The organism is Nocardia sp. CS682 (assembly GCF_004634405.1).
Lineage (GTDB): Bacteria > Actinomycetota > Actinomycetes > Mycobacteriales > Mycobacteriaceae > Nocardia > Nocardia ninae.
Genome location: NZ_CP029710.1, coordinates 1,558,474 through 1,581,820, shown reverse-complemented (window position 1 = coordinate 1,581,820; position 23,347 = coordinate 1,558,474). Strand labels below are relative to the sequence as shown.

Sequence of the window (23,347 nt, the reverse complement as noted above, 5' to 3'; positions counted from 1 at the left end):
GCGTGCGCGGAGCCCGAGGAGGCTTGGCCTTCAGCAGCCGGTCAGGCGGGTTGGGCTGCGGGGGTGGTGGTTTTGATTGTTTCCCTGGTGCGCAGGGAGGCCCACAGAGCGGCAGTGGCGGCTACGCAGGCGGCGGCTCCGCCTACGTGGATGACGACGAGGGCTGCGGGAACGTCGGTGAAGTATTGGACGACGCCGACCAAGGCCTGCGAGCAGACGATGACGAGCAGCACGAGTACGCGTTTACGGACCGGTGGGGTGATGCCGACCGCGAACAGGCCGAATGCCAAGCCGACCAGCAGCGCCAGGTAGCCGACGAGCAGCTGGGAATGCAGGTGCACCAGGGTGACGATCTCCACCTCCAGGCGCGCGACCGGACGCTCGATGCTCTTGTCGCCCGCGTGCGGTCCGGCGGCAGTCACCAGGGTTCCGGCGATCAGCACGCCACTCATCGCGACAGCGCTGAGGCCGGTCAGCCAGCGCAGGGGAGCGGGCGCGCGCACGACCTCGATGCCGTCGTCGGGTTCGTTGATCTTCGCGTAGAGCACCACGGCCAGCCAGACCATGAGCATCGACGCCAGCAGGTGCACGGCGACGGTCCACCAGAGCAGGCCGGTGCGCACGGTGATACCGCCGATGATGCCTTGCAGCAGCGTGCCGCCGGGCATCAGCCACGCGTAGAGCAGGACGTCGTTGCGGCGCCGGGCGCGGGTCACGGCGAGCACGATCAGGGCCGCGCACAGCGAGACGACGAAGGTGAGCAGGCGGTTGCCGAACTCGACGGTCTGGTGCAGCACCGGCACCTCGGAGACGCCGATCGGGGTGAAGCTGCCGGGGAAGCATTGCGGCCAGGTCGGGCAGCCGAGGCCGGAGGCGGTGACCCGGACGACGGCCCCGGTGACCGCGATGCCCGCCTGCGAGAGGATCACCGCGATAGCGATCATGCGCTGCACTCGCAGCGAGGGCAGCGGCAGCTTGTCGACGAGTCGCAGAAAGGCGCGATACAGCACGTCACGATGGTAGAGCACGGTCAACTACACGCTGTCGTTGGTACGGTTCGGCGAGTGCGCGGCGGTGCGACGGCGATGCGCGAGCTGCCGTACGCATTTCGGAAGCTGGTGGGGTGTCAGCGGTGCCGGGATGGCAAGCGCAGGTCGGAAGCCGCTGGGTGTCGTCGTGCCGGGATCGTCGCGTAGTTCAGCAGCTTCGCGGCGCAGTTCGAGCGGGTCTACTGGAACCGGAAGTAGCGGGCGGCGAGGATGCCGGAGACCGCGCCCCACGCGGCCAGTACAGCGATGCCGAACCAGTCGACAGTGTTGCGCATCGCATCCTCCAGACCGACCGCGAGCGCGCCCGAGGGCACCAGGCGGGCAAGCACGTTCACCGCGGCGGGCAGATCGTCCGAGGCGAACACGATGCTGGCGATGCCGAGCATGACGAACCACAGGATGTTCGCCAGTGCCAGCACGACTTCCGCCTTCAAGGTGCCACCGAGCAGCAGGCCCATCGCCGCGAAAGTGGCGGTGCCGAGCGCGATCACGAGCGCGCCGAGCGCCAGCCCGGCCGGCTCGGGCCGCCAGCCCAGTGCGAAACCGATGGCGCCGAGCAGGATTGCTTGCAGCACAACGACGATGAGCACCGCCGCGCTCTTGCCCGCGATGATGCCCCAGCGGGGGAGCGCGGTGGCGCCGAGCCGCTTCAGCGCGCCGTAGCGGCGGTCGAAACCGACGGCGATGGCCTGCCCGGTGAACGCGGTCGACATGACCGCCACCATCATCACCGCGGGCACGATCTTGTCCACCCGGTCGTCGCCGAGATCGCCGAACGGCAACAGGCTCAGGCCGACCAGCAGCGTGATCGGGATGAACATGGTGAGCAGCAGCTGTTCGCCGTTGCGCAGCAACAGGATCAGTTCGAGCCGCGTCTGCGCGATCATCATCGCGGCGCGCGAGCTCGGCCGTGGGTCGGGGGCGAAGGTGCCCGGGGTGAAGCGGTTGGCGGTCAGGTCGGGCTGAGTCATCCGCGTAGATCCCGTCCGGTGAGTTCCAGGAAGACGTCTTCGAGCCTGCGCTGATCGATCCGGATATCGGTGGCCAGCACGTTCACTCGCGCACACCACGCGGTCACCGTGGCCAGCACCTGCGGATTGATCTCGCCCTCGACCAGATACGTGCCCGGCGTGGTCTCCCGTGGCGAGAAACCTTCCGGTAGCGCCGATTTCAGCAGCTCCAGATCGAGTTTCGGTGGGGCACAGAAGCGTAGCTGCCCGGCGGCGCCGTGCGCGGTCACCTCGGCGGGCGTGCCGGAGGCGACGATCCGGCCGTGATCGATGATCACCAGCTGGTCGGCGAGCTGCTCGGCCTCGTCCATCAGGTGCGTGGTGAGCACCACGGTCACGCCGTCGCGGCGCAACGCGTCGATCAGCTCCCACACGATGAGCCGCGCCTGCGCATCCAGCCCGGCGGTTGGTTCGTCCAGGAACACGATCTCCGGCTTGCCGACCAGCGCACACGCCAGCGCGAGCCGCTGCTGCTGGCCACCGGAGAGCCTGCGGTACGGCGTGCTGCGGTTGTCCTGCAGCCCGAGCGTGCGCAGCAACCAGTCCGGATCCAGCGGATCGGCGGAGTAGGCGGCGACCAGATCGAGCATCTCGCCCGCCTTCGCGCCCGGATACGCGCCGCCGCCCTGCAACATGACCCCGATGCGCGGCCGCAGCCGATCGGAGTCGGCGATCGGATCCAGACCGAGCACCCGCACCGACCCGGCGTCGGGAGTCACGAACCCCTCGCACATTTCGACCGTGGTGGTTTTGCCCGCCCCGTTCGGACCGAGCAGCGCGAGCACCTGCGCTCGTTCGACATCGAAGCTCAAACCGTCGACCGCCGTGGTCTCGTCGTAGCGCTTGACGACACCCTCGACGCGAACGGCAAGTCCGGTTGGGGTCACGGCTGCGCCTCGCTGACGCTCGGCTCCGCCGTGCCCCGAGGGCCTGCGCCGATGGTTCGCTCGCTTCGCTCGCTCACGATGTCACACCGTAAGAGGTAGCCACCTGTGACGGAGCCGACACCCCCTCCTGGCCACGCCACGGCAGTTTGTTACGGGTGATCACGATGAACAGCACGGCGACGATCACGGTGGCGATGGCGGCGCCGACGATCTGGAAGACCTCCAGGTCGGCGCCGCGCGGCATCAGGATGACGCTGACGATCGCCGAGAACGTCACGGCGGGAACGCGGAAGATGGGCCGGGTGGCCCAGGCGGCCAGCGGCACGATTGCCCACAGCAGGTACCAGGGTTGGACCACCGGGAACAGCAGCACGATGGCGCCCAATGCGACACCGAGCGCGCCGACCGCGTGCAGCCGGCCGATGCCGGTCGCGACGAGCATGCGCAGGGCGAGGAATCCGGCGACCACCGCGGCGATCGGCCGGGTGATGCTGAGCAGTGCGGTGGTGTGGTCGCCGAGGCCGAGCAGCACACCGCCGAATCCGGTGATGATGCCGAGCACGGTCGGCACCGACATCCAGCTGCGCACCGCGTTGGCGACGTTCAGGGTGTGGATCCATCCGAAGCCGAGTCCGCTCACCGAACCGATGAAAAGCGTTGTGCTGAGCGCGATCGCGCCGAGTAGCGCGGCGGACACGGCGACGGTGCGCAGGCTGAACCCCCACCGGCGGGCCAACGCCATGCCGACGAAACCGAGAGCGATGATCGAGGTGAGTTTGACCGCCGACGACAGCGATATGAGGATCGCCCCGCCGATCAACCAGGCGTAGGCCCGTCCGTCGAACGGATGGATGTCCTCGATGGCGCGCAGGCACAGCTCCATGCCCGCCAGCATCAGGCCGAGCATCAGTGCGTCGTTGTGCACGCCACCGACCAGATGGAACAGCACCAGCGGGTTGGCCGCGCCGAGCCACAGCGCGCTGACCGGCGCGACCCCGCAGCGCTGGGACAATCGCGGCAGCGCCCACACGATCAGCGCGACGCCCGCGATCGCGAGTGCGCGATGCACCCAGACGCCGAGAATGATGTTGTCGCCGGTGAGTTCGGCTATACCGCGACCTATCCATAGGAACAGCGGACCGTAGGGCGCCGGTGTTTTCTGCCAGATGGTCGGCACGTTGTTGGTCAGCACGTTGTCGATGCCGAGCCCGTCGACCGGCCCCTCCTGATAGGGGTCGATGCCGCGGGCGGCGATCTCGCTCTGCGCCAGATAGGAATACACGTCATTGCTGAACAGCGGCGGCGCGACGCTGAGCGGAATGATCCAGACCAGCAGCGTGCGGTCGAGCTGGGAGCGGCTGAGCCGGTGGCGTGGCGCGCCGCCGAAGCCGCCGACGGCGAACCGGCCGAGCAGCAGCCAGGCGAGCACCACCACGACGGTGCCGGTCATGCACATGGCGAGCGAGCCGGTGTGCGCGCGGGCGAAGATGCCGAGCACCCGGACGCCCGAGGTCGGGTTCTGGTGCACCGGCTGCGCGCCGATGCCGAGCGCGCTGATCGCCATCAGCACCGTCCCGGTCGCGCCCATCAGCCGGATCCGGTCGAGCTGGACCAGCTCTTTGCGATCGAGCCCGGGCACCTCGGATTCGTCCTGGTGCAGGACCGCGATCGTGTGATCGGCGGCCGGCGCGTCCAACCCGAGTGCTCGGCGCCCGAATGCCAGTGTTCTGCGCCGCGCGCCCTCCAGTACCGCCACGAGACGAAGCGTAGTGTGCGCGCCCCGGCACAGTCCTGTCACAGCCCGGGACGGGCCTGCTCGTTCCGATCGGAAGCGTCGCCGACCGAGGCACAATCGGACATATGGTTTCGGAGTCCAGGCGGCGGATCGAGCTCGCCGCGTGCGGGCTGCTCGCACAGCACGGGTATCACGGGTTCGGTCTCAAGGCGTTGAGCGAGGCGGCGGGCTTGCCGTATGGCTCTATCTACCACCACTTTCCGGGTGGCAAGGAGGAGATCGCGGTAGCCGCCATCACCGGAACGGGCACGGCGGCCGGGCGGATGATCCGGCAGGCGCCGACCGACGTCTTCGCCACCACGGCAACCCTGTTCGACTTCATGGTCGGCAAATTGGCGGGCTCGGAGTGGGATGACGGCTGCCCGATCGGCACGCCCGCGCTGGACGGTGCCAGCGATGTCGAGGCGATTCGCGCCGCCTGCGCGACGGCGTTCGACGCGATGGAGCAGGCGTTCGCAGGCATGCTCGCCGAATTGGGGCTGTCCGCTCAGGACGCGGGGGAGCTGGCCACGACGGTGGTCGCCGCGTACGAGGGCGCGACCATGCTGGCCAGGGTGCGGCGCTCGGACGCACCGCTGCGCACGGTCGCGGTGGCGATGGAACGGCTGATCCGGGTGACGTTCACCGAAGCGGGGCTGCCGAAGATGGCCACGGGTTCGACGGGTACGGGCTCGTCGGATATCGACGCGGGCATGCCCGCGGTGGAGTCCGCGCAACCCGACGTCGACGCGAGCGTGGTGGCCGCGGCCGCGGCGTCGACCGAAAATATTCCGGAAGTTGTTGCCGAGCAACAAAATCCCGCGTCGAGCATTGACTAGAAAGAACGTTCTATCGACACTGGAGGGATGCAGCGCCTGATGTTGACCGGTCCCGGCGAGCTGCGCTGGGAAGAGCACCCGGAACCCGTGCTCACGCATCCGGATCAGGCGCTGGTCCGCCCGATCGCCCTGGCCACCTGCGATATTGATCCGGCCGTACTGCGTGGCACCTTCCCGCTGCCGGGTCCGTACCCGTTCGGGCACGAAGGGGTCGCCGAGGTGGTCGCGATCGGGGACGACGTGCGTGCCGTCGCGGTCGGCGATCGAGTGGTGGTGCCGTTCCAAATCTCTTGCGGCACCTGCGCTGCCTGCCTGCGCGGGCGCACCGGCAACTGCACGAGCCATCCGCCGCTGTCCACCTTCGGTCTCGGCCCGCTCGGCGGGCTGGACTGGGGTGGGCTCTGGGCCGATCTCACACTGATCCCGCATGCGGACGCCATGCTCGTTCCGCTGCTGCCTGGTGTCGATCCGGTCGCCGTCGCCAGTGCCAGCGACAACATCCCCGACGGTTACCGGGCCGTCGGCCCGCAGCTCGCCGACCATCCCGGGGCCGAGGTGCTGGTCATCGGTGGTCCCGCGGCGCCATCCATCGGGCTGTACGCCGCGGGACTGGCGGTCGCGCTGCACGCTTCCCGGGTCGTTTACCTGGACAACTCCATCGAGCGGCTGGAGATCGCGAAGTCGTTGGGGGCCGAGGCGATCGAAGGCCCGCGCGATGCCCGTGTCGGCCGGTTCCCGATCACGGTCGAATCCGCCGGCGGTGCCAAGGCGTTGCGGGCAGCGATCGACGCCACCACCTACGACGGCTGGTGCACCAGCGTCAGCGTCCAGCTGACCGACGTATCGCTGCCTGTTTTCGACATGTACTCGCGCTGCTGCACATTCCACACCGGTCGCGCGCACGCGCGTCCCGTCATCCCCGAGGTGCTGGAGCTGGTCGCGGCGGGGCGGTTCGATCCGTCGCTGGTTACTACCCGGACAGCAAACTGGGACGAGGCGGTGGCGGCTCTGGTGGAGACGCCGATGAAGCTCGTCGCGGTCCGCTGAAGGGCTCGGCGGGGTAGTCGGATCGACATATGTGATGTAACGCACTGAACCGAATGCGTGCCGAGAAGATCATCGGAGCATCCGTCGCGCGGGTGATCGGGCCGTGCCGGGCGAACTGCTCGCATGTGGTGGCGTCTGTGGAGTGCGCGTTGATATCGCAGGTCAGAGCCACTATTCGCGGGAGTGTGAAGACTGAGCTTAAATATGGGCCTGCGGTGAGCCCGATTCGCAACACCCGTCTCGCTCTCCGGCACCCCGTATCGGCGGTCTACGCAGGTCACGAGGCCCGAGAACTCAGGGCACCCTTATTAGATTTCGGGAACGAATTCCGCCACACTGATGTTGTGAAAACCGTGGGTTTGCGGAGCGAAGACGAAAGGGCTGGTCGAAAGGCCGGTACCGGGTCGGCTGCTGCGTCCACGACCGTCGCGGAGGGGCACACCCGCGCGGCCATCGTTCAGCTGCTGCTGGCGGAGGGCCCGATCACCGCGACGGCCATCGGAACGACGCTGGGGCTCGCCCCGGCCGGTGTGCGGCGCCACCTCGACGCCCTGATCGACTCCGGTCAGGCTCGGGCCAGCCGGTCCGCGCCCTGGCAGCAGAAGGGTCGCGGCCGTCCCGCCAAGCAGTACCAGCTCACCGCCGCGGGTCGTGGCCAACTGGGTCACGCCTACGACGACCTGGCAGGCGCGGCGATCCGCCAGCTCGGCGAGATCGGCGGCGAACAGGCCATCACCGAGTTCGCCAGGAAACGGGCCAGGACTATCGTGGCCGGGATCGCACCGGTCGAGGAGCACACCCCGCAGCGCACCGAGGCCAAGGCCGAGGAGATCGCGGACGCGTTCACCGACGCCGGTTTCGCCGCCTCCACCCGCAAGGTGGGCACCGGCGTGCAGATCTGCCAGCATCACTGCCCGGTCGCGCACGTCGCGGAGGAATTCCCGCAGCTGTGCGAGGCGGAACTCGAGGCGTTCCGTGACCTGCTCGGCACCCATGTGCAGCGCCTGGCCACCATCGCCAACGGCGACTGCGCGTGCACCACGCACGTGCCGCTGCTCGTCCTACCGATCACCAAGAAAACTTCACCAGAAACCGCTGCACAGCCCGCAGCACTTCGAACGAACGACTCCGGAAGGAGTGCCGAATGACGACAACCACCGACCAGGTGCAGCCGCTCACTCAGGAAGAGACCATCGCGTCACTGGGTAAATACGGCTACGGCTGGGCCGATTCGGATGTGGCCGGAGCCAGCGCGCAACGAGGCCTGTCCGAGGCGGTTGTCCGCGACATCTCGGCCAAGAAGAGTGAGCCGGACTGGATGCTCGACATCCGCCTCAAGGCCCTGCGCATCTTCGATCGCAAGCCCATGCCGAACTGGGGCTCCAACCTCGACGGCATCGACTTCGACAACATCAAGTACTTCGTGCGCTCCAGCGAGAAGCAGGCAGCCACCTGGGACGACCTGCCCGAGGACATCAAGAACACCTACGACAAGCTCGGCATCCCAGAGGCGGAGAAGCAGCGCCTGGTCTCCGGTGTCGCCGCGCAGTACGAGTCCGAGGTCGTCTACCACTCCATCCGTGAGGATCTGGAGAAGCAGGGCGTCATCTTCCTCGACACCGACACGGCGTTGAAGGAGCACCCGGAGATCTTCCAGCAGTACTTCGGCTCGGTGATCCCCGCGGGCGACAACAAGTTCTCCGCGCTGAACACCGCCGTGTGGTCGGGTGGCTCGTTCATCTACGTGCCGCCGGGCGTGCACGTCGACATCCCGCTGCAGGCCTACTTCCGGATCAACACCGAGAACATGGGCCAGTTCGAGCGGACCCTGATCATCGTCGACGAGAACGCCTACGTGCACTACGTCGAGGGCTGCACCGCGCCGATCTACAAGTCCGACTCGCTGCACTCCGCGGTCGTCGAGATCATCGTGAAGAAGGGCGGCCGCTGCCGCTACACCACCATCCAGAACTGGTCGAACAACGTCTACAACCTGGTCACCAAGCGGGCCAAGGCGGAGGCGGGCGCGACCATGGAGTGGGTCGACGGCAACATCGGCTCCAAGGTCACCATGAAGTACCCGGCGGTCTGGATGACCGGCGAGTACGCCCGTGGCGAGGTGCTCTCGGTGGCGTTCGCCGGCGAGGGCCAGCACCAGGACACCGGCGCGAAGATGCTGCACCTGGCGCCGCACACCTCCTCGAACATCATCAGCAAGTCGGTGGCGCGCGGCGGTGGCCGGGCCTCCTACCGCGGCCTGGTTCAGGTGAACAAGGGCGCGTACGGCTCCAAGTCGACCGTGAAATGCGATGCGCTGCTTGTCGATACGATCAGCCGCTCGGACACCTACCCCTACGTCGACATCCGCGAGGACGACGTGACGATGGGTCACGAGGCGACCGTCTCGAAGGTCTCCGAGGACCAGCTGTTCTACCTGATGAGCCGCGGCATGACCGAGGACGAGGCGATGGCCATGGTGGTCCGCGGCTTCGTCGAGCCCATCGCCAAGGAACTGCCGATGGAATACGCGTTGGAACTGAACCGGCTCATCGAGCTGCAGATGGAAGGAGCCGTCGGCTGATGGCGACAGGTGTCATTGGCGCGGTCGAGGGCGAGAACCCCTCGAAGCCGATTCAGAACCCCGGTGCGGGCGCCGCGATCAACAAGGGCGAGGTGTTCACCTCGTTCGATGTGAACGCCTTCGAGATCCCGTCCGGCCGGGACGAGGAGTGGCGGTTCACGCCGCTGCGGCGTCTGCGCGGTCTGCACGACGGTTCCGCTGTGCGTGATGGGCAGGCCACGGTAGAGGTCAGCTCGGTCGATGGCATCCAGGTGGAGACCGTCGGCCGCGACGACGCGCGCCTCGGTACCGCGGGCACGCCCGCGGATCGTGTTGCGGCGCAGGCGTACTCGGGCTTCGAGTCGGCCACCGTGGTGTCGGTGGGCGCGGAGACCGAGGTCGCCGAGCCGGTCGTCGTCACCGTCACCGGCCCCGGCGAGGGCAAGACCGCCTACGGCCACCTGCAGATCCGGCTCGGCAACTTCGCCGCCGCCACCGTGGTCATCGACCAGCGCGGCAGCGGAACCTACGCCGAGAACGTCGAATTCGTGCTCGGTGACAGCGCGAAGCTCACCGTCGTCGCGGTGCAGGACTGGGCCGACGACACGGTGAACGCCACCGCGCACCACGCGCTGCTCGGCCGCGACGCCACGCTGCGGCACATCGCCGTCACCCTCGGCGGCGACCTGGTTCGCCTCACCGGAACCGTCCGCTACGCGGGCCCCGGCGGCGACGCCGAACTGCTCGGACTCTATTTCGCCGACGCCGGCCAGCACTTCGAGCAGCGACTGCTGGTCGACCACTCGCAGCCGAACTGCAAGTCGAATGTGCTGTACAAGGGTGCGCTGCAAGGCGATCCGGACTCCCCGAAGGGTGACGCGCGGACCGTGTGGGTCGGCGATGTGCTGATCCGCGCCGCCGCCGAAGGCACCGACACCTTCGAGGTGAACCGCAACCTGGTGCTCACCGACGGCGCCCGTGCCGACTCGGTGCCGAACCTGGAGATCGAGACCGGCGAGATCGCCGGCGCCGGACATGCCTCGGCGACCGGACGTTTCGACGACGAGCAGCTGTTCTACCTGCGTGCCCGTGGCATCCCGGAGGACGTGGCGCGACGCCTGGTGGTGCGCGGCTTCTTCCAGGAGATCATCCAGAAGATCGCGGTCCCGGAGATCCGGGAGCGGCTGGAGTCGGCCATCGAGGCCGAGCTCGCCGCTGTCGGCGTCTGAACCAATCACTTACCCCTGCAAAGGAACTCGAATTCGATGACCACCCTGGAGATCAAGGACCTGCACGTCGAGGTCGCCAACCCGGACGAGTCCGGCGAGCCCATCAAGATCCTGAAGGGCGTGAACCTCACCATCAAGTCCGGTGAGACGCACGCCATCATGGGCCCCAACGGCTCCGGCAAGTCGACCCTGTCGTACGCGATCGCCGGTCACCCCAAGTACACGGTGACCTCCGGCTCGATCACCCTCGACGGCGAGGACGTCCTCGCGATGTCGGTCGACGAGCGTGCGCGCGCGGGCCTGTTCCTGGCCATGCAGTACCCGGTCGAGGTCCCCGGCGTCTCCACCTCCAACTTCCTGCGGACCGCCGCCACCGCCGTGCGCGGCGAGGCGCCCAAGCTGCGGCACTGGGTCAAGGAGGTCAAGGAGTCGATGGCCGAGCTGGAGATCGACCCGGCCTTCGCCGAGCGCAACGTCAACGAGGGCTTCTCCGGCGGCGAGAAGAAGCGGCACGAGATCCTGCAGCTCGGCCTGCTCAAGCCGAAGATCGCCATCCTGGACGAGACCGACTCCGGCCTGGACGTCGACGCGCTGCGCATCGTCTCCGAGGGCGTGAACCGCTACAAGGAGCGCGAGAACGGTGGCGTGCTGCTGATCACGCACTACACCCGCATCCTGCGCTACATCCAGCCGGAGTTCGTGCACGTCTTCGTGGCAGGCCGCATCGTCGCCGAGGGCGGCTCGGAGCTGGCCGACGAACTCGACGCCAACGGTTACGTCCGCTTCACTCAGTCTGCGACCGCAGGAGCCTGACTATGACCGCCACGGTCCCCGCACTCGACGTGGCCCGCATCCGGGCCGACTTCCCGATCCTGAGCCGCACGGTTCGGGACGGGAAACCGTTGGTGTACCTGGACTCCGGCGCCACCTCGCAGCGACCGCTCGCCGTGCTCGACGCGGAACGTGAGTTCCTGACCACGCACAACTCGGCGGTGCACCGCGGCGCGCATCAGCTCGCCGAGGAGGCGACCGACGCCTACGAGGACGCGCGCGCCGTCATCGGCCGGTTCGTCGGGGTGGACGCCGACGAGATCGTGTTCACCAAGAACGCGACCGAGTCGCTGAACCTGGTGACCTACTCGTTCGCCGACGACCGGTTCCCGTACCACGTGGGACCGGGCGACGAGATCGTCATAACCGAGCTCGAACACCACGCGAATCTCGTTCCGTGGCAAGAGCTTGCGCGTCGCACCGGCGCGACCCTCAAGTGGTACGGCGTGACCGACGACGGCCGGATCGACCTCGATTCGCTCGAATTGTCGCCCGCCACAAAGGTTGTCGCGTTCACCCACCAGTCCAACGTGACCGGTGCCATCACCGATGTCGCCGAAATGGTGCGCCGCGCCAAGGCGGTCGGCGCGCTGACCGTGCTCGACGCCTGCCAGTCGGTGCCGCACATGCCGGTGGACTTCCGCGCGCTCGGCGTCGATTTCGCCGCGTTCTCCGGACACAAGATGTTCGGTCCGTCCGGTGTCGGCGTGCTGTACGGCCGTCGCGCGATTCTCGCGCAGACCCCGCCGTTCATCACCGGTGGCTCGATGATCGAGACCGTCACCATGGAGGGCAGCACCTACGCCGCCCCGCCGCAGCGGTTCGAGGCGGGCGTGCCGATGACCTCGCAGGTGGTCGGGCTCGGTGCCGCGGTGCGGTATCTCGAAGCGCTCGGCATGCAGGCCGTCGCGGACCACGAACACGCGTTGGTCGAGGCCGCGCTGACCGGTCTGGGTGCGATCGACGGCGTGCGGATCGTCGGGCCCACCAACAACGTCGACCGCGGTGGTGCGGTGTCGTTCGTGGTGGACGGCATCCACGCCCATGATGTCGGGCAGATTCTCGATGACGAAGGTGTCGCGGTGCGGGTCGGCCACCACTGCGCGTGGCCGCTGATGCGCCGGTTGGGCGTGCCCGCCACCGCCCGCGCCTCGTTCGCCGCCTACAACACCCTCGACGAGGTCGACGCACTGGTCGCGGCCGTGCGGAAGGCTCAGAGCTTCTTCGGAGTTGCATAAGACATGCGCATGGAGCAGATGTACCAGGAAGTAATCCTGGACCACTACAAGCACCCGCACCACCGCGGGCTGCGGGAGCCGTTCGGTGCCGAAGTGCACCACGTGAACCCGACCTGCGGCGACGAGGTCACCCTGCGCGTCCAGCTCGACGACAAGGGTGACATCGCCGACGTCTCCTACGACGGCCAGGGCTGCTCGATCAGCCAGGCCGCCACCTCGGTCCTCACCGACCAGGTGATCGGCCTGCCCGTGCAGCAGGCACTGAAGGTGGTCGACTCCTACAACGAGATGATCTCCAGCCGCGGCACCATCGAGGGTGACGAGGACATGATCGGCGACGGCATCGCCTTCGTCGGCGTCTCCAAATACCCCGCGCGGGTGAAGTGCGCATTGCTCGGGTGGATGGCGTTCAAAGACGCGGTGGTCCGGATAACCTCGGCAGAAGAGGCAAAGCGTTCAATGGGAAACGGGGACCAGCCATGACAGAAACACCGGCAACCGAGACAGCCGAACAGGTCGAGCTGTCCGCCGAAGACATCAAGCGCCTGGAGGACCTCGAGGAGGCGATGCGCGACGTCGTCGACCCCGAACTCGGCATCAATGTCGTCGACCTCGGCCTGGTCTACGGCCTGTCCGTGCAGGACGAGGTCGCCATCCTCGACATGACCCTCACCTCCGCCGCCTGCCCCCTCACCGACGTCATCGAAGACCAATCCCGCAACGCGCTGGTCCGCAGCGGGCTCGTCGATGATCTCAAGATCAACTGGGTGTGGATGCCGCCGTGGGGGCCGGACAAGATCACCGAAGATGGTCGCGAACAGCTTCGCGCCCTCGGGTTCACCGTCTGACCGCACGCACTACGAACGGCCGCCGATCGAGGCGCCCTTGGTAACAGGGGTCGTCATCGAGGCGGCCGTTTTCGTTATTGCCGATGCTATATTTTGATCGCCCTCGGTGAGGCATCTGCGTGCCAATTCTGTTGATGCGTACGGCCTCCGACAATGTCTTGCCGCCTGGTGGCCGCGGCCGCGTTACGACTGCACGATCATGTGGTCGGGCACCAAGCCGTTCAACCATGCTGCCGCAATCTTCCGTGCCACGGCTCGATAAAGCATGTCCTCCGAACCGCTTTCAAGGATGATCGTCTCCGCCGCTTTGTCCAGCAGCAAAGTCCGCTGCACGCCCTCGACATCGGTGTATCCATACCGGACCTGCCCGCTGTCTTCGCCCAGCTTCTGAATCTCCGCGTAGAGCGCCATCATTCGTCCCTTCGCGTGTGCGGATTGCAGTCGGCCGTCGGATGGTGGGGCGAGACCGATTTAATCCGCTCCTCGTCATCGGCGAACCCACAGCAAGACCTGTCAGATCGTGCTCTGACCCTGCACTCCGTTCGCCTCGTCGTATTCCGCGAGCCATGTGTTGGTCACCAAGCGCAGTCGCACCATTAGCAACAGATCCGTCAACAGCAGAGTGGTCTCTTCACCACTCCATCGGATCTCGGGAATCACGTCCGCGATCCGCGCGCTCGGCTCGCCCAGTGTTGCTGTCAGCGCGGTAGTCATACGGGCGAACGCATCATGCACCCCCGCCCGACCGGCAGCGTCATCGGCGGCGAGGGTGGTCACCGCGACCTCAATGCGTTCCGCCTCGCCATCGCGGCCCATGACATCGCAGGTGCCGGGCCCGAGTCCGGAGTCGAACCGGACCCAATCAGGAGACTTGAAAATCGGATCCTGCCAGCCGAATACCACCAACAACCGCATGAGGTTGTCCATCCGCCACGACCAGACCAGCGATCGCAGCTTGTCAGCGACATCAACTAGCTCTGCGTCACCCAATTCGCGCCACCCGGCCGCCGAGCTGCCACCACTCACATCGAGATCGGTCATTGTCAATTCTCCTGTCTGACAGATCCGATGAGCGGCAGGTCGATTTCGCGGTTGCCGTCGCGGTCGTTCCACGCCTGGTATACCAACTTCTTCGGGTCCAATATCCCGTAGGCGTCCCGCAGCCCTGTCGCGATCCTCGCCGCGAGTCGTTGGTAGCCATCCGAGTTCGCTGGCCAAGGCAGTTCGTACCACCAGTTGTTGCAGTGGTCGGCATCTGGTTCCTGCCAGCCCGCCTCGGCAATCAACCTCCTGCCGGCATCACCCGCTCGCACGTCCGGTTCCAACCAGCTGTCACCGACTAGTTCGGCCCAGATCATGTTGTCGAGCTGACGGAACTGCGCAAACCGCCGCCGATCGTTCCGATGCTCCACCTCGCCGATGATCACTACGGCACCGGCAGGCAACGTGGCCAGATGCTCAGTGAGGCCGTCGGCGAACTCTGCCCAACTGGTCATATCCTTCCCCGTTCCTGCAGTTCCACAGTTGCATCATGGAGTGCCAGCCACGCGTTGGTCACCAGGAACAGTCGAACTGTTGTTGGCAAGCTCACCAGTTGTAGGGTCGTTTCTTCACCAGCCCATCGAATCTCAGGAATTTCACCTGGAAGTTGACTCGAAGGTTCGCCCAGCGCATCGGTAAGTGCCGAAGCCAGTCGGGAGAACGAGTCGCGCAGCAACGCTCGACCTGTGGCATCTCTGGTTGCTCTCGCGGTTACGGCCACCTCGATCACCTCCGCCCGCCCGTCACGACCCTGGACGCCGCCGCTCGCCATCCCGAAACCGACATCAAGGATGGCGGACCGTGGCTCGAGACTTTGTACCTGCCAGCCGAACTCGCATCAACGTGGTCGAGCGGGACCTGGTCTACGGCCTGTCGGTCGCGAACAGCTCCGCGCCCTCGGGTTCACCGTCTGACCGCACCGCGCTACGAAAGGCCGCTTCGATGGCCCTGGAGGCAGGGCCATCGAAGCGGCCGTTTTGTCACCGGCGGACCGAGCTCCGTTATGTCGGGCTGTGCCCCAATCCTGTTACGATCCAAGCCAGTTCGCTGAGCAGAGGGGTCGGGGGTTTGTTAAAAGCTGACATAGACCAGATCCGTGCCATGGCAGACAAACTGGCGCGAGTGGGCACGGAGATCGACGATATCGACGTCCGTACCGGGGCCGCGGGATTGAATGCGGCCCTGCCTGGATCTGACATTCCACGCGCCATCGAATTGGCGGCCGAGTTCGTCGAGGGCGCGTACCTGCGCGTCGCCGAACGGATGCGCGACGTCGCGAACAAATCCACGGACGCGGCCAATAATCTCCAGGTCAGCGACACCCAATTCGCCGACCTGCTGCACGGCATGGATGTGCACCGTGCTTAGCCCCGGCGAGGTCGAACGATGGGATCTCGGCGCACTCACGGCGTGGGTCACCCAGCTCGGTCAGTCGCGGACACTCATGATGGAGCGGCTGGATTTCGCCCGCCGCCACTTCGACGAAGTCCGCCAGGACTGGCAGGGCGTCGCTTACGACGCCGCGTACAACCGGGTCGGTCAGGACCACGAGCAGGGCAAGAAGCTCGGATACGAGATCGATGAGCTGATCGATATCGCGACCAACGGTGCCGGCACGATAGCGGCGTATCACGCCACCCTGCTGGCGCGGTTGAACGATGCGCGAGCAGCCCAGTTGATTGTCGACGATGCCTGGAAGGTGCTGGACAAAGAAGGCGTCGAAGCCGATGTCATTCGCGCACACCAGGAATCCCTCAACGGCGCGTTCTTCCCGTTCCGCGACGCCGTCGAGAACCTGGCCAAGCAGGTCGGCGACCAAGCACTGGAAATCCGGTCGGCCGGCGACCTGCTCGGCTCGAGTCTCGACGTCGCCGATGCAGACAACCAGGCCTCCCGTTTCGGTCGTCAAGACGGCAAGGCATTGTCGGAAGCGGCCCGCACCAGGGACATGGCGCTGCTCGACCAGATCGCCGGCGATATGCCCGAACACGTACTCAGCCCCGAGGAATTGCGGCGACTGGCTGCCGGTGAAGAGGTCAGCACAGTTCCCGCCAGCGTGCAGGACTACTACAAGGCGCTGTATCAGGAAGCGGGCAAGGACGGCATCCTCGCGTTGAACGAACGCCTCGCAGCCCGCGAACAAGCCGGCGACCCCGTGGCGGCGCTGAAGCGCGACAACCTCGCCAACTCGCTGATGGTGGTGTCGAACGAGCGCGTCGGCTCCGGCGACAAGAAGGGTTCTTACGCCAATCTTCCCGACGGTCTACGTGAGCTGATCTCCGGTCGTTTCGAGGAGCGCGACGACATGGTGATCGACGGACAGCTGCCGGTCCGTGATCAGATGCTCCAACAAGCCGCTCTTGCGGAACTGCTGACCCAAGCCAACCCCGGCTACGAGCCCGGCCAGACCATGGGGATCGAACTGGGTAGGCAGAGCGCCAGCCTCGCCGAGTACGTCGAATACGGCAACAGGGACTGGAACGGTTATCCACCGGGTTTCAACCAAGGCGATCTCGACAAGGTGGAGAACGCCAGTCGGCAGTTCCTCGAAACGAGCACGCGCAACACTGAATCCAGTTATGCACTACTGACGGGGAAGGATCCCATTACCGGGCAGGACATTCCAGCTGATCTGTCCTTCGGGGCAGGGGATGATCGCTATAACCCGGAGCCCTTTGATCGGGACAAGTTCACGGCGTCGATCTTCCGGCATGAGTGGGCTGATGACGGCAAGACCGCTGCGGGACTGTATGAGTGGATCGCGGAGGGTACGGATAAGCCGGGGCAGGATGGGGTGCTGGCCAAGCAAGCGTTGGCGGAGTTGCCTAATGTGTTCGCGCCGGAGGAGCAAGACGATTCGGGTGCGAAGCTGAAGGAGGGGGAGAGCAGTACGATCTTCGAGGAGAATGCAAAGGCATTCGTCACCAACCCGAAGCTCGCTGATGGGCTATCGCATGTTCTGGCTAATAACATGGAGACTTTCCTTAACCCGAATGCGACGCAAACGAGGATTGTTGACGATCCCATGGTGCCAGGGATCCAGCACAACGTCGCCCTGCGGGGGCTGGAGGCTGACCGGCTCCTGTTCCTGGCCAGCCAATCCGAGAGTAGCAGGTTCAATCTCGAGTTTGCCCGACAGGCGTACGAAGCCGATATGTTGAACCGTGCAGTCACTGAAGGTGCGGCGGACCCGAAGCAATGGCTGGAGAAGAATGCTTCTCATCTCGCTACTTTGGACGGGCGAATCAGCTACGCCTCGGTAAATGCGCTCATATTTCAGGCAGAGAAGACAAATGAGGAGTTGTTCAACGCGAAGCAAGACACATATGAGATGCGACAGAAAGTCGGCGATATCGTCAAATCGCTGACGTTGGACAACTTGGAGGTTCCCGGTCGGACGCCGATCAGTGTCGTCGGTAACCAAGTCCTCGAGGTCGCCAAGGACGCGGGATATGACGCCGCCATGGAGAAGTTCAACCCTGAGCCGGAAAGGGAGTATCCCAGGTATCCCCAAGACGGCAAGGAGACTGCCGAAGCCCATCAACAGATCACTCAACAGTTGCTCGACACGTTGCATGCTAACGGGCGACTGCCGGAAGAGTTTGTCGGGCCAGATGGCAAGCCTTACGACGCTACTTTGTTCATCGGCACTCCGGCAGAGGCAAAGTTCAATCAGCTTCTCAGTGAACGAAATCTGCTCGGCTACCCGGAAGATTATGCCAGCAAACATGCTTTTGCATCTTTTGTGGGCACAGTTAAGCGACCCGGAGATATGAACTATCTGTTGACCGGCGAACTTCCGGAGCCTCCGAAGTGAAGGCCATGCTGCGTGCGATGGCTTGCGCCGCTTTGCTGTGTGCACCTCTGGTCAGCTGCACGAGCGAGAAGGCGCCGGCCGATACCAGTTCGACGAAGTACCTGTTCGAGGAAGTGTTCAACCCGTGTCGCGAGATGCCTCCCGCGTTCTTGGCGAATAATCATCTCGACAGTAAGCCGGAGTTCGGCGACAATATGGTCGACGGTTACGTGTATTGGGGATGCTTTTACCGCGGCCAGGATTACGACCTCGGCATTTTGGTCACCAACTCGCCGCTGAGTCAAGTCTCTCGGCTGGAACCGCATACACTGCAATCGGTTCAAATCGCCGGACGCGCTGCGAGGATTCAATCTCTACCGCTAGAGAAGAGATTCTGTCTCTTGTATATCGAAATGACAGGTGGGACGTTGACGCTCGATCTTGCGCCCAGGTCTGCGATCGAGGCGTGCCCAACGGTCACCACCCTCGCTGAAGAGCTTGTACCACTCCTCCCGCCGGGCGTCTGAGGTCGGCGACTCAGACCACTTCTCCCACAACAAATGTCGGCGTCGGCCCGCCCGCGTCGCTTTCTGGCGTGAACTCTCGTCGACGCCCAGCGTTGTATGAACAGGTCAAATGGTTGTCGCTCATGATCAACTAGCGACCGTTTGACTCGCGGCGATGGAACCTCGGCAAGCAGGTTGCGGACCATGGCCTGCTGCCCGACCGAGCATGGCCCTGATGGGTTCCGTGAAGAGGTGTGGGTGGTGGAGGACGTCGAGGGCGGTTGCGTAGAAGACCGTCCAGCCCTGGGTGGTGAGACTATTGTGGCGGGCGGTGTCTCGTGCGGCTGCATGTAGGCCGGAATGCCAGGTGGCGCTGTCGTATTCCAGACCTACTCGGAATTTTCGCCAACCCAGATCCACGCGCCGAAGTCCGCTGGGAGTCGAAACCTCTACTTGCGGCTCCGGGTACGGCAAGCCGGCGTCGATGCATCGCAGCCGTGTCCGTGACTCCATCGGGGACTCGGCCCGCCCGTCCGCAAGTTCGATCAGCTCGACCGCCTGCCGAAGGCCGCGGCGTCCGCGGTGACGCGTGACTTCTTCGTCCATTGCCCGTCGTGAAAATTCCAGCGGGTGGCTCACGCGTCCAGACGAAGGTCTTGCCCGGAGTGTGGCGTCCAGCGTCGCCAATGCGTCCAAACGATTGAGCGTCCGCGTCAGATCGACCGCGGTTCGCACCGGACTGGTCGTCAACGTGCCCTTGACCAACTCCAGGTCCACGGAGTCGACCCGATCCTCGTGCACCACCGGCTGTTTCGGCCGAGACCGCTGCCTCCCGACCACGTGTCGCTGCACTGTCGATTACGGAAAAGCCATGCAACTCGGCGGCCGTGTCGTATCCGGCGATGAGGGTCGGCAACCCCATTGACAGGCGCGCCGCTTCGACACGGAGCTGCGCCACCGGCGACGTGGCGGCCTCTCGATAGACGCCATGAAAGACCCGCACCCACTCACCGCGCAACACCCGAGCCCGCAGCTCCGCCCGCGTGTACTCGCCCAAAACCTGCGCCGCGGTAAATACCCCGACCTGCCCGTCCCGCAACCCTTTCAACTGTGCCCGCATGCACCTCAGCATCACCCAACGCAGCACCCACGCCGTCGCTCCACCAGCCGAAACAGCTTCCTTGTGCACAACGCACCCGCTGGGGATACGAACCGAGCAGAGTCGTATGGTCGTTGGCCGAGATCTCTCGGCGACCATATGACTCTGCTCGATCGGGCGCTGACCGCGACACCGCCGGTGCGGCCCTGACCAGCACTTCGCACGGGTGGTGCTTCGCGAGGAGGTAGTTGGTGGTCGTTGCGGGTGGTTGTTGGCGGGCGGTAGGGTTTGGGCAGGTCGCGGGGGAGTCCAGATTGTCCAGGCTCAACTGGGACGTTCCAGTGGTGAACTCTGGTTTGGGAAGGGTGCGATGACTAGCAGGGGGAATGTTGGCCGCGCTGTGGGGCTTGCTGTTGGCGTTGTGATGGTGCTTGGGGGTTGTCAGGACAGTTCGAATGGCACTCCTACCAGTGCTGGTGCTACGAGTACATCGGTCGGCGCCGGTACGTCGGCACAGACGTCGCCTGCCAAGGACACTGCCCCCTGGGATCCTTGCTCCCTCTCGTCGGATGCTTTGCGAGCGACCGGGATGGACCCGGACAGCAAGAAGACGGGTGCCGCGGGAGTCGAGTTCGACGGATGGAAAGTATGCCGTTGGCGTGCGCAGGCGGGGTGGTACAGCCTCGGCATCCTGAGCGGACCTCCGTCGTTGAAAGATGTACGGGCGCGGCAGGATTTCAACGAGTTCAAGTCCATGACAGTTGGAAATCGGCCTGCGCTGCAGTTTGGACGAGCGGGGGATCCGGAACACCTTAGCTGCACTGTTGCTGTTGAGGTTCCCGGAGGAACTGTCGCTTTCGACGCGCTCGGTCGGTATAGCGAACCGCGTCAAGAGGAGCCCTGCACCGTGGCCGTAAGGCATGCCACTGATCTGGCCAAGTATTTGCCATAGTTGCTAGGGGGAACCATGACTGAGAGCTCATCACACTGGCAGGGCCTGCTGAACTCCGCTAACGCGGGCGAGCTAGTCCTGGATCCTGCTGTTGGTAACGGGCTGGCACAGGACTGTGACCGGAACCTGGCGAACCTCGAGAGCATCCTGGAGATGACACAAGATGTCGGTTATGTCACCGGATTTGGTGGATTCCCTTCTGGTGAGGTGCTACAAGCGAAGTTCACGCTGAAGGGCTCGACTGGGGAGGATTCGATCCAGAACCGGATCAAAGAGCACATCAACGAAGTGATGCTCATGAAGCAAGTCTTCGCCAAAGCCATCGAGAACTACCACTCCGTCGACCAATCCAACGCCGCCAACCTCGCCGGAATCGACTTTCCCTCATGACCTACGACGAGTATCGAGCCAGAATCATTGCCGCGCAGGAGCAGTGGAACAAGGACCGTGCGGCCATCTATACGGTCACGAACATCGGTAACGAGCAGTTCAACGGCGGGTTCGAGCCGCCCAAGATCACGAACGAGGATCTCGCGCTGTTCGAGACGCTGCCGCTGGAGGATTTGGTTCAGCGGGTGGCGGCGATGAAGCCGGGCAACGTTCTGCAGGCTGCTGAGGCGTGGTCCAAGATTGGTACTGCGTTTCGGGATACCACCGAGACGTTCAATGCGAGCGTGCAGCGGACCATCGCCGGTGGGTGGTCGGGGCAGGCGGCGAGCAAGGCCGCTGAGGCGGTGCAGAAGTACAGTGCGGGCGCGGGGGAGCTCACTACCGCAGCGCATCTGCTGTATTTGAAGCTCACCGAGATGTACACCGGCCTTCATCAAACGCAGACGCTGATGCCCGGGGTCACCGAGGCGCCGGATCCCAAAGGTAAGACCCTTCCGCAGGACGGCGTCATGAAGGCGGGCGACTATTCCGCCGAGGAAGCCAGGGAAGAGGCCAAGCGGATTCTGCAGTCGGTGTATTGGCAGGTGGCGAATCAGACTGATCACGGTGTGCCGATCATTCCGCCCGCGCCGACCCTGGTGAACAACTCGCAGGGGCCGGTCACGCCGTCGTCCGGTCCGATGCCTTCCGGACCGCAGGGAACGGATTCCAATGGCGACCCCAGCGCAGCGCCGGACAAGGCAACGAGCGGTCAGCCGAGCAACCAACCTTCCGAAGCCGGTGACCCGACGCCGGGTACGCAACCGGCCGGGGTGAATCCGGAGCCGACGACACCGGCTTCGACGACACCGGCTTCGACGACCTCTCCTGCGGCGAATCCCGCTACGCCGCAGGCGAATCCGACTACGCAGGCGCCCACCGGTACGAATCCCACGACGAACATGCCGGGCACCACGACCCCGTCGCCGACCGGTACGGGGACGCCGACCTCGCCGACGCGCCCGAGTCCAGGTTCGCCCGGCACGACCTCGGGTCGCCCCACGGGAGTGCCCGGCACCCCCGCTGCGCAGCCGAATCCAGGACGCAGCATCCCCGGCGTACCGCAGCAGCCCGGCGTTACCCCGGCGGCCGCCGCCGCGTCCAACACGAGCAGTGCGCGGCCGGGGACGGCGGGAGCACCGGGTGGTATGGCGCCGGGTGCGGCGGGTCAGCGTAAGGACGAGGAGCAGACCTCCGGCACCAAGGACTATCTGATCACCAGGGAAAATGGTGAGGAGGTCACCGGTTTGGACTCGCTTCCGAAGGCGGTCCCGCCGGTAATCGGTGGTGACGGTGGTTAATTGGCGCTTCAGCGGTCTCGAGTTCCAGCTGCTGTTGTCCGCCTATGGCCGGGACCGGCTGCCTTACCCGCTGCAATTCCGCCCGGACGCGATTGATTTCGATGATCTCGTGCGGCAGCGGGAAGCCGCCGTCGACGCGCTGCTCGGCAGGCATTCGCTCGAGCTGGAACGTGCGCTGGGGGTGTTGCTCGAGCCGGAGGTGCGGATCGAGTCGAAGGGATTCGACGGTCCCGATCTGGCGCGTACCTTACGTTTTCACGCCGCGATCAACGGTTCGGCAGCGACCACCCTCACGCAGCTTCCTGGGCGAGCCGCTGACACCGGGTCCGATGTCATCATGAGGTACGGCCCGGCAAGCGGCGCCGCTGCGCTGCTCGTCGCCGCGCTGCCGGATACGTCGGCGGGCACCGCCGCGCCGATCGAAGTGCGCCGGGCCGAGGTGGCGGCGGATCGGGACCGGACGATGCGGTCGTCGGCTCGACTCGGCCTTACCGAGCAGCTTGATCGCCTGTTCAAGCGCGAGCGCCTCGGGCTCGGGGAGATCACGGTGTCGCCGGGGGCCGCCGTCGACTCGCGTCCGACGTTCGGTCGCGCCTTCTGGTGGATGGACTACCCGGACGGCCGCTACTACGTCAAAACGGGCGATCCGATCGTTGCCCGCCCGATGGACGGCAACGCCATGGCGGCGGAGATCAATCAACTGGCCGCTCTCACACTGCGTTACTACCGCGAAGACCGTGAGCACGACGAATCATTGCGGCAGTCACGGTAGTTGGAACGCCTGAGGGTACGGAACAGTCATCCGTAGAACGAATGGCAATAGTGCGCTGGGCGGCGAGGTCGACAACCACGTGCTGCGGTCCTGCGATCCCCAAGGGACGCAACGACATACTGGACACCGAGCCTGTGCT

General features: G+C 65.4%; 24 protein-coding genes. 16 read left to right on the top strand and 8 right to left on the bottom strand.

The genetic code is table 11. The features are described from left to right. Nucleotides 1-41: 41 nt before the first annotated feature. The 4 genes from DMB37_RS06780 to mptB all read right to left on the bottom strand — a co-directional run bounded on the left by DMB37_RS06780 (nucleotide 42) and on the right by mptB (nucleotide 4,702). On the bottom strand, nucleotides 42-1,010 hold the full coding sequence (locus tag DMB37_RS06780; protein ID WP_135237387.1) for a heme A synthase: 969 nt from the start codon (nucleotides 1,008-1,010) through the stop codon (nucleotides 42-44). 218 nt (nucleotides 1,011-1,228) lie between these two features. Further along, nucleotides 1,229-2,020, bottom strand: a complete 792-nt coding sequence (locus DMB37_RS06775) for an ABC transporter permease (protein ID WP_135231973.1) — start codon at nucleotides 2,018-2,020, stop codon at nucleotides 1,229-1,231. Further along, on the bottom strand, nucleotides 2,017-2,946 hold the full coding sequence (locus DMB37_RS06770; RefSeq protein WP_135231972.1) for an ABC transporter ATP-binding protein: 930 nt from the start codon (nucleotides 2,944-2,946) through the stop codon (nucleotides 2,017-2,019). The genes DMB37_RS06775 and DMB37_RS06770 overlap by 4 nt, the downstream gene beginning before the upstream one ends. A 73-nt stretch (nucleotides 2,947-3,019) precedes the next feature. Beyond that, entirely contained in the window at nucleotides 3,020-4,702 is a 1,683-nt protein-coding gene (mptB, locus tag DMB37_RS06765; RefSeq protein WP_135231971.1) for a polyprenol phosphomannose-dependent alpha 1,6 mannosyltransferase MptB, read from the bottom strand. 104 nt (nucleotides 4,703-4,806) lie between these two features. Here mptB and DMB37_RS06760 point away from each other — a divergent pair, with 104 nt between their 5' ends. The 9 genes from DMB37_RS06760 to DMB37_RS06720 all read left to right on the top strand — a co-directional run bounded on the left by DMB37_RS06760 (nucleotide 4,807) and on the right by DMB37_RS06720 (nucleotide 13,312). After that, nucleotides 4,807-5,559 (top strand): TetR/AcrR family transcriptional regulator, encoded by a 753-nt coding sequence (locus DMB37_RS06760; RefSeq protein WP_135231970.1) that lies wholly within the window; start codon nucleotides 4,807-4,809, stop codon nucleotides 5,557-5,559. A 27-nt stretch (nucleotides 5,560-5,586) separates the two neighbouring features. Further along, nucleotides 5,587-6,606, top strand: coding sequence for a zinc-binding dehydrogenase (locus DMB37_RS06755; RefSeq protein ID WP_135231969.1), 1,020 nt, complete (start codon nucleotides 5,587-5,589; stop codon nucleotides 6,604-6,606). Nucleotides 6,607-6,950: 344 nt separating this feature from the next. Further along, the gene (locus DMB37_RS06750; RefSeq protein ID WP_135231968.1) at nucleotides 6,951-7,754 is read left to right on the top strand and encodes a metalloregulator ArsR/SmtB family transcription factor; all 804 of its coding nucleotides are present in this window, start codon (nucleotides 6,951-6,953) and stop codon (nucleotides 7,752-7,754) included. Then, on the top strand, nucleotides 7,751-9,187 hold the full coding sequence (gene sufB / locus DMB37_RS06745; protein WP_107657862.1) for a Fe-S cluster assembly protein SufB: 1,437 nt from the start codon (nucleotides 7,751-7,753) through the stop codon (nucleotides 9,185-9,187). The genes DMB37_RS06750 and sufB overlap by 4 nt, the downstream gene beginning before the upstream one ends. Beyond that, nucleotides 9,187-10,395, top strand: coding sequence for a Fe-S cluster assembly protein SufD (sufD, locus tag DMB37_RS06740; protein WP_135231967.1), 1,209 nt, complete (start codon nucleotides 9,187-9,189; stop codon nucleotides 10,393-10,395). Before sufB ends, sufD begins: the two co-directional genes overlap by 1 nt. Nucleotides 10,396-10,431: 36 nt before the next feature. Continuing rightward, nucleotides 10,432-11,208 (top strand): Fe-S cluster assembly ATPase SufC, encoded by a 777-nt coding sequence (sufC, locus tag DMB37_RS06735; protein WP_135231966.1) that lies wholly within the window; start codon nucleotides 10,432-10,434, stop codon nucleotides 11,206-11,208. 2 nt (nucleotides 11,209-11,210) lie between these two features. Further along, nucleotides 11,211-12,464 carry a cysteine desulfurase gene (locus DMB37_RS06730; protein ID WP_135231965.1) on the top strand — a complete coding sequence of 418 codons (1,254 nt, stop codon included), beginning with the start codon at nucleotides 11,211-11,213 and terminating at the stop codon, nucleotides 12,462-12,464. A gap of 3 nt (nucleotides 12,465-12,467) precedes the next feature. Next, a complete protein-coding gene (sufU, locus tag DMB37_RS06725; protein WP_135231964.1) occupies nucleotides 12,468-12,947 on the top strand; it encodes a Fe-S cluster assembly sulfur transfer protein SufU in 480 nt (159 codons plus the stop codon). Further along, nucleotides 12,944-13,312 (top strand): metal-sulfur cluster assembly factor, encoded by a 369-nt coding sequence (locus tag DMB37_RS06720; protein WP_135231963.1) that lies wholly within the window; start codon nucleotides 12,944-12,946, stop codon nucleotides 13,310-13,312. Before sufU ends, DMB37_RS06720 begins: the two co-directional genes overlap by 4 nt. A gap of 183 nt (nucleotides 13,313-13,495) precedes the next feature. On the opposite strand, the gene DMB37_RS06715 is transcribed toward DMB37_RS06720, so the two are convergent. From DMB37_RS06715 to DMB37_RS06700, 4 genes are all read right to left on the bottom strand, one after another. Continuing rightward, on the bottom strand, nucleotides 13,496-13,726 hold the full coding sequence (locus DMB37_RS06715; RefSeq protein ID WP_135231962.1) for a hypothetical protein: 231 nt from the start codon (nucleotides 13,724-13,726) through the stop codon (nucleotides 13,496-13,498). A 99-nt stretch (nucleotides 13,727-13,825) separates the two neighbouring features. Continuing rightward, nucleotides 13,826-14,353 carry a DUF6301 family protein gene (locus tag DMB37_RS06710; RefSeq protein WP_135231961.1) on the bottom strand — a complete coding sequence of 176 codons (528 nt, stop codon included), beginning with the start codon at nucleotides 14,351-14,353 and terminating at the stop codon, nucleotides 13,826-13,828. Between the two features lie 2 nt (nucleotides 14,354-14,355). Continuing rightward, nucleotides 14,356-14,739: a hypothetical protein gene (locus DMB37_RS06705; RefSeq protein WP_206055206.1), complete on the bottom strand. Its 384-nt coding sequence runs from the start codon at nucleotides 14,737-14,739 to the stop codon at nucleotides 14,356-14,358. A 65-nt stretch (nucleotides 14,740-14,804) separates the two neighbouring features. Next, nucleotides 14,805-15,146: a DUF6301 family protein gene (locus DMB37_RS06700; protein ID WP_240772492.1), complete on the bottom strand. Its 342-nt coding sequence runs from the start codon at nucleotides 15,144-15,146 to the stop codon at nucleotides 14,805-14,807. A gap of 8 nt (nucleotides 15,147-15,154) precedes the next feature. Between DMB37_RS06700 and DMB37_RS06695 the strand changes: the two genes are divergently transcribed. The 7 genes from DMB37_RS06695 (at nucleotide 15,155) to DMB37_RS06665 (ending at nucleotide 23,208) form a co-directional block, all read left to right on the top strand. Further along, nucleotides 15,155-15,721, top strand: a complete 567-nt coding sequence (locus tag DMB37_RS06695) for a hypothetical protein (RefSeq protein WP_135231958.1) — start codon at nucleotides 15,155-15,157, stop codon at nucleotides 15,719-15,721. Further along, complete coding sequence (locus tag DMB37_RS40425) at nucleotides 15,714-18,170, top strand: hypothetical protein (RefSeq protein ID WP_167768764.1); 2,457 nt, start codon at nucleotides 15,714-15,716, stop codon at nucleotides 18,168-18,170. Before DMB37_RS06695 ends, DMB37_RS40425 begins: the two co-directional genes overlap by 8 nt. After that, nucleotides 18,167-18,676: a DUF3558 family protein gene (locus DMB37_RS06685; RefSeq protein ID WP_135231957.1), complete on the top strand. Its 510-nt coding sequence runs from the start codon at nucleotides 18,167-18,169 to the stop codon at nucleotides 18,674-18,676. Before DMB37_RS40425 ends, DMB37_RS06685 begins: the two co-directional genes overlap by 4 nt. Before the next feature lie 1,448 nt (nucleotides 18,677-20,124). Beyond that, on the top strand, nucleotides 20,125-20,706 hold the full coding sequence (locus tag DMB37_RS41885; protein ID WP_135231956.1) for a DUF3558 domain-containing protein: 582 nt from the start codon (nucleotides 20,125-20,127) through the stop codon (nucleotides 20,704-20,706). A gap of 15 nt (nucleotides 20,707-20,721) precedes the next feature. Continuing rightward, nucleotides 20,722-21,096 carry a hypothetical protein gene (locus tag DMB37_RS06675; protein ID WP_135231955.1) on the top strand — a complete coding sequence of 125 codons (375 nt, stop codon included), beginning with the start codon at nucleotides 20,722-20,724 and terminating at the stop codon, nucleotides 21,094-21,096. Further along, a complete protein-coding gene (locus DMB37_RS06670) occupies nucleotides 21,093-22,436 on the top strand; it encodes a WXG100 family type VII secretion target (RefSeq protein ID WP_135231954.1) in 1,344 nt (447 codons plus the stop codon). Before DMB37_RS06675 ends, DMB37_RS06670 begins: the two co-directional genes overlap by 4 nt. Next, complete coding sequence (locus tag DMB37_RS06665) at nucleotides 22,429-23,208, top strand: ESX secretion-associated protein EspG (protein WP_135231953.1); 780 nt, start codon at nucleotides 22,429-22,431, stop codon at nucleotides 23,206-23,208. Before DMB37_RS06670 ends, DMB37_RS06665 begins: the two co-directional genes overlap by 8 nt. The last annotated feature ends 139 nt before the right edge of the window (nucleotides 23,209-23,347 follow it).

What these genes read in the sequence shown, in the direction of transcription:
- DMB37_RS06760 (WP_135231970.1), top strand. Translation starts at nt 4,807, where the DNA reads ATGGTTTCGGAGTCCAGGCGGCGGATCGAGCTCGCCGCGTGCGGGCTG.
- DMB37_RS06675 (WP_135231955.1), top strand. Translation starts at nt 20,722, where the DNA reads ATGACTGAGAGCTCATCACACTGGCAGGGCCTGCTGAACTCCGCTAAC.
- DMB37_RS06710 (WP_135231961.1), bottom strand. Translation starts at nt 14,353, where the DNA reads ATGACCGATCTCGATGTGAGTGGTGGCAGCTCGGCGGCCGGGTGGCGC.
- DMB37_RS06670 (WP_135231954.1), top strand. Translation starts at nt 21,093, where the DNA reads ATGACCTACGACGAGTATCGAGCCAGAATCATTGCCGCGCAGGAGCAG.
- DMB37_RS06715 (WP_135231962.1), bottom strand. Translation starts at nt 13,726, where the DNA reads ATGATGGCGCTCTACGCGGAGATTCAGAAGCTGGGCGAAGACAGCGGG.
- sufB (WP_107657862.1), top strand. Translation starts at nt 7,751, where the DNA reads ATGACGACAACCACCGACCAGGTGCAGCCGCTCACTCAGGAAGAGACC.
- DMB37_RS06720 (WP_135231963.1), top strand. Translation starts at nt 12,944, where the DNA reads ATGACAGAAACACCGGCAACCGAGACAGCCGAACAGGTCGAGCTGTCC.
- sufU (WP_135231964.1), top strand. Translation starts at nt 12,468, where the DNA reads ATGCGCATGGAGCAGATGTACCAGGAAGTAATCCTGGACCACTACAAG.
- DMB37_RS41885 (WP_135231956.1), top strand. Translation starts at nt 20,125, where the DNA reads ATGACTAGCAGGGGGAATGTTGGCCGCGCTGTGGGGCTTGCTGTTGGC.
- DMB37_RS06730 (WP_135231965.1), top strand. Translation starts at nt 11,211, where the DNA reads ATGACCGCCACGGTCCCCGCACTCGACGTGGCCCGCATCCGGGCCGAC.
- sufD (WP_135231967.1), top strand. Translation starts at nt 9,187, where the DNA reads ATGGCGACAGGTGTCATTGGCGCGGTCGAGGGCGAGAACCCCTCGAAG.
- sufC (WP_135231966.1), top strand. Translation starts at nt 10,432, where the DNA reads ATGACCACCCTGGAGATCAAGGACCTGCACGTCGAGGTCGCCAACCCG.
- DMB37_RS06755 (WP_135231969.1), top strand. Translation starts at nt 5,587, where the DNA reads ATGCAGCGCCTGATGTTGACCGGTCCCGGCGAGCTGCGCTGGGAAGAG.
- DMB37_RS06775 (WP_135231973.1), bottom strand. Translation starts at nt 2,020, where the DNA reads ATGACTCAGCCCGACCTGACCGCCAACCGCTTCACCCCGGGCACCTTC.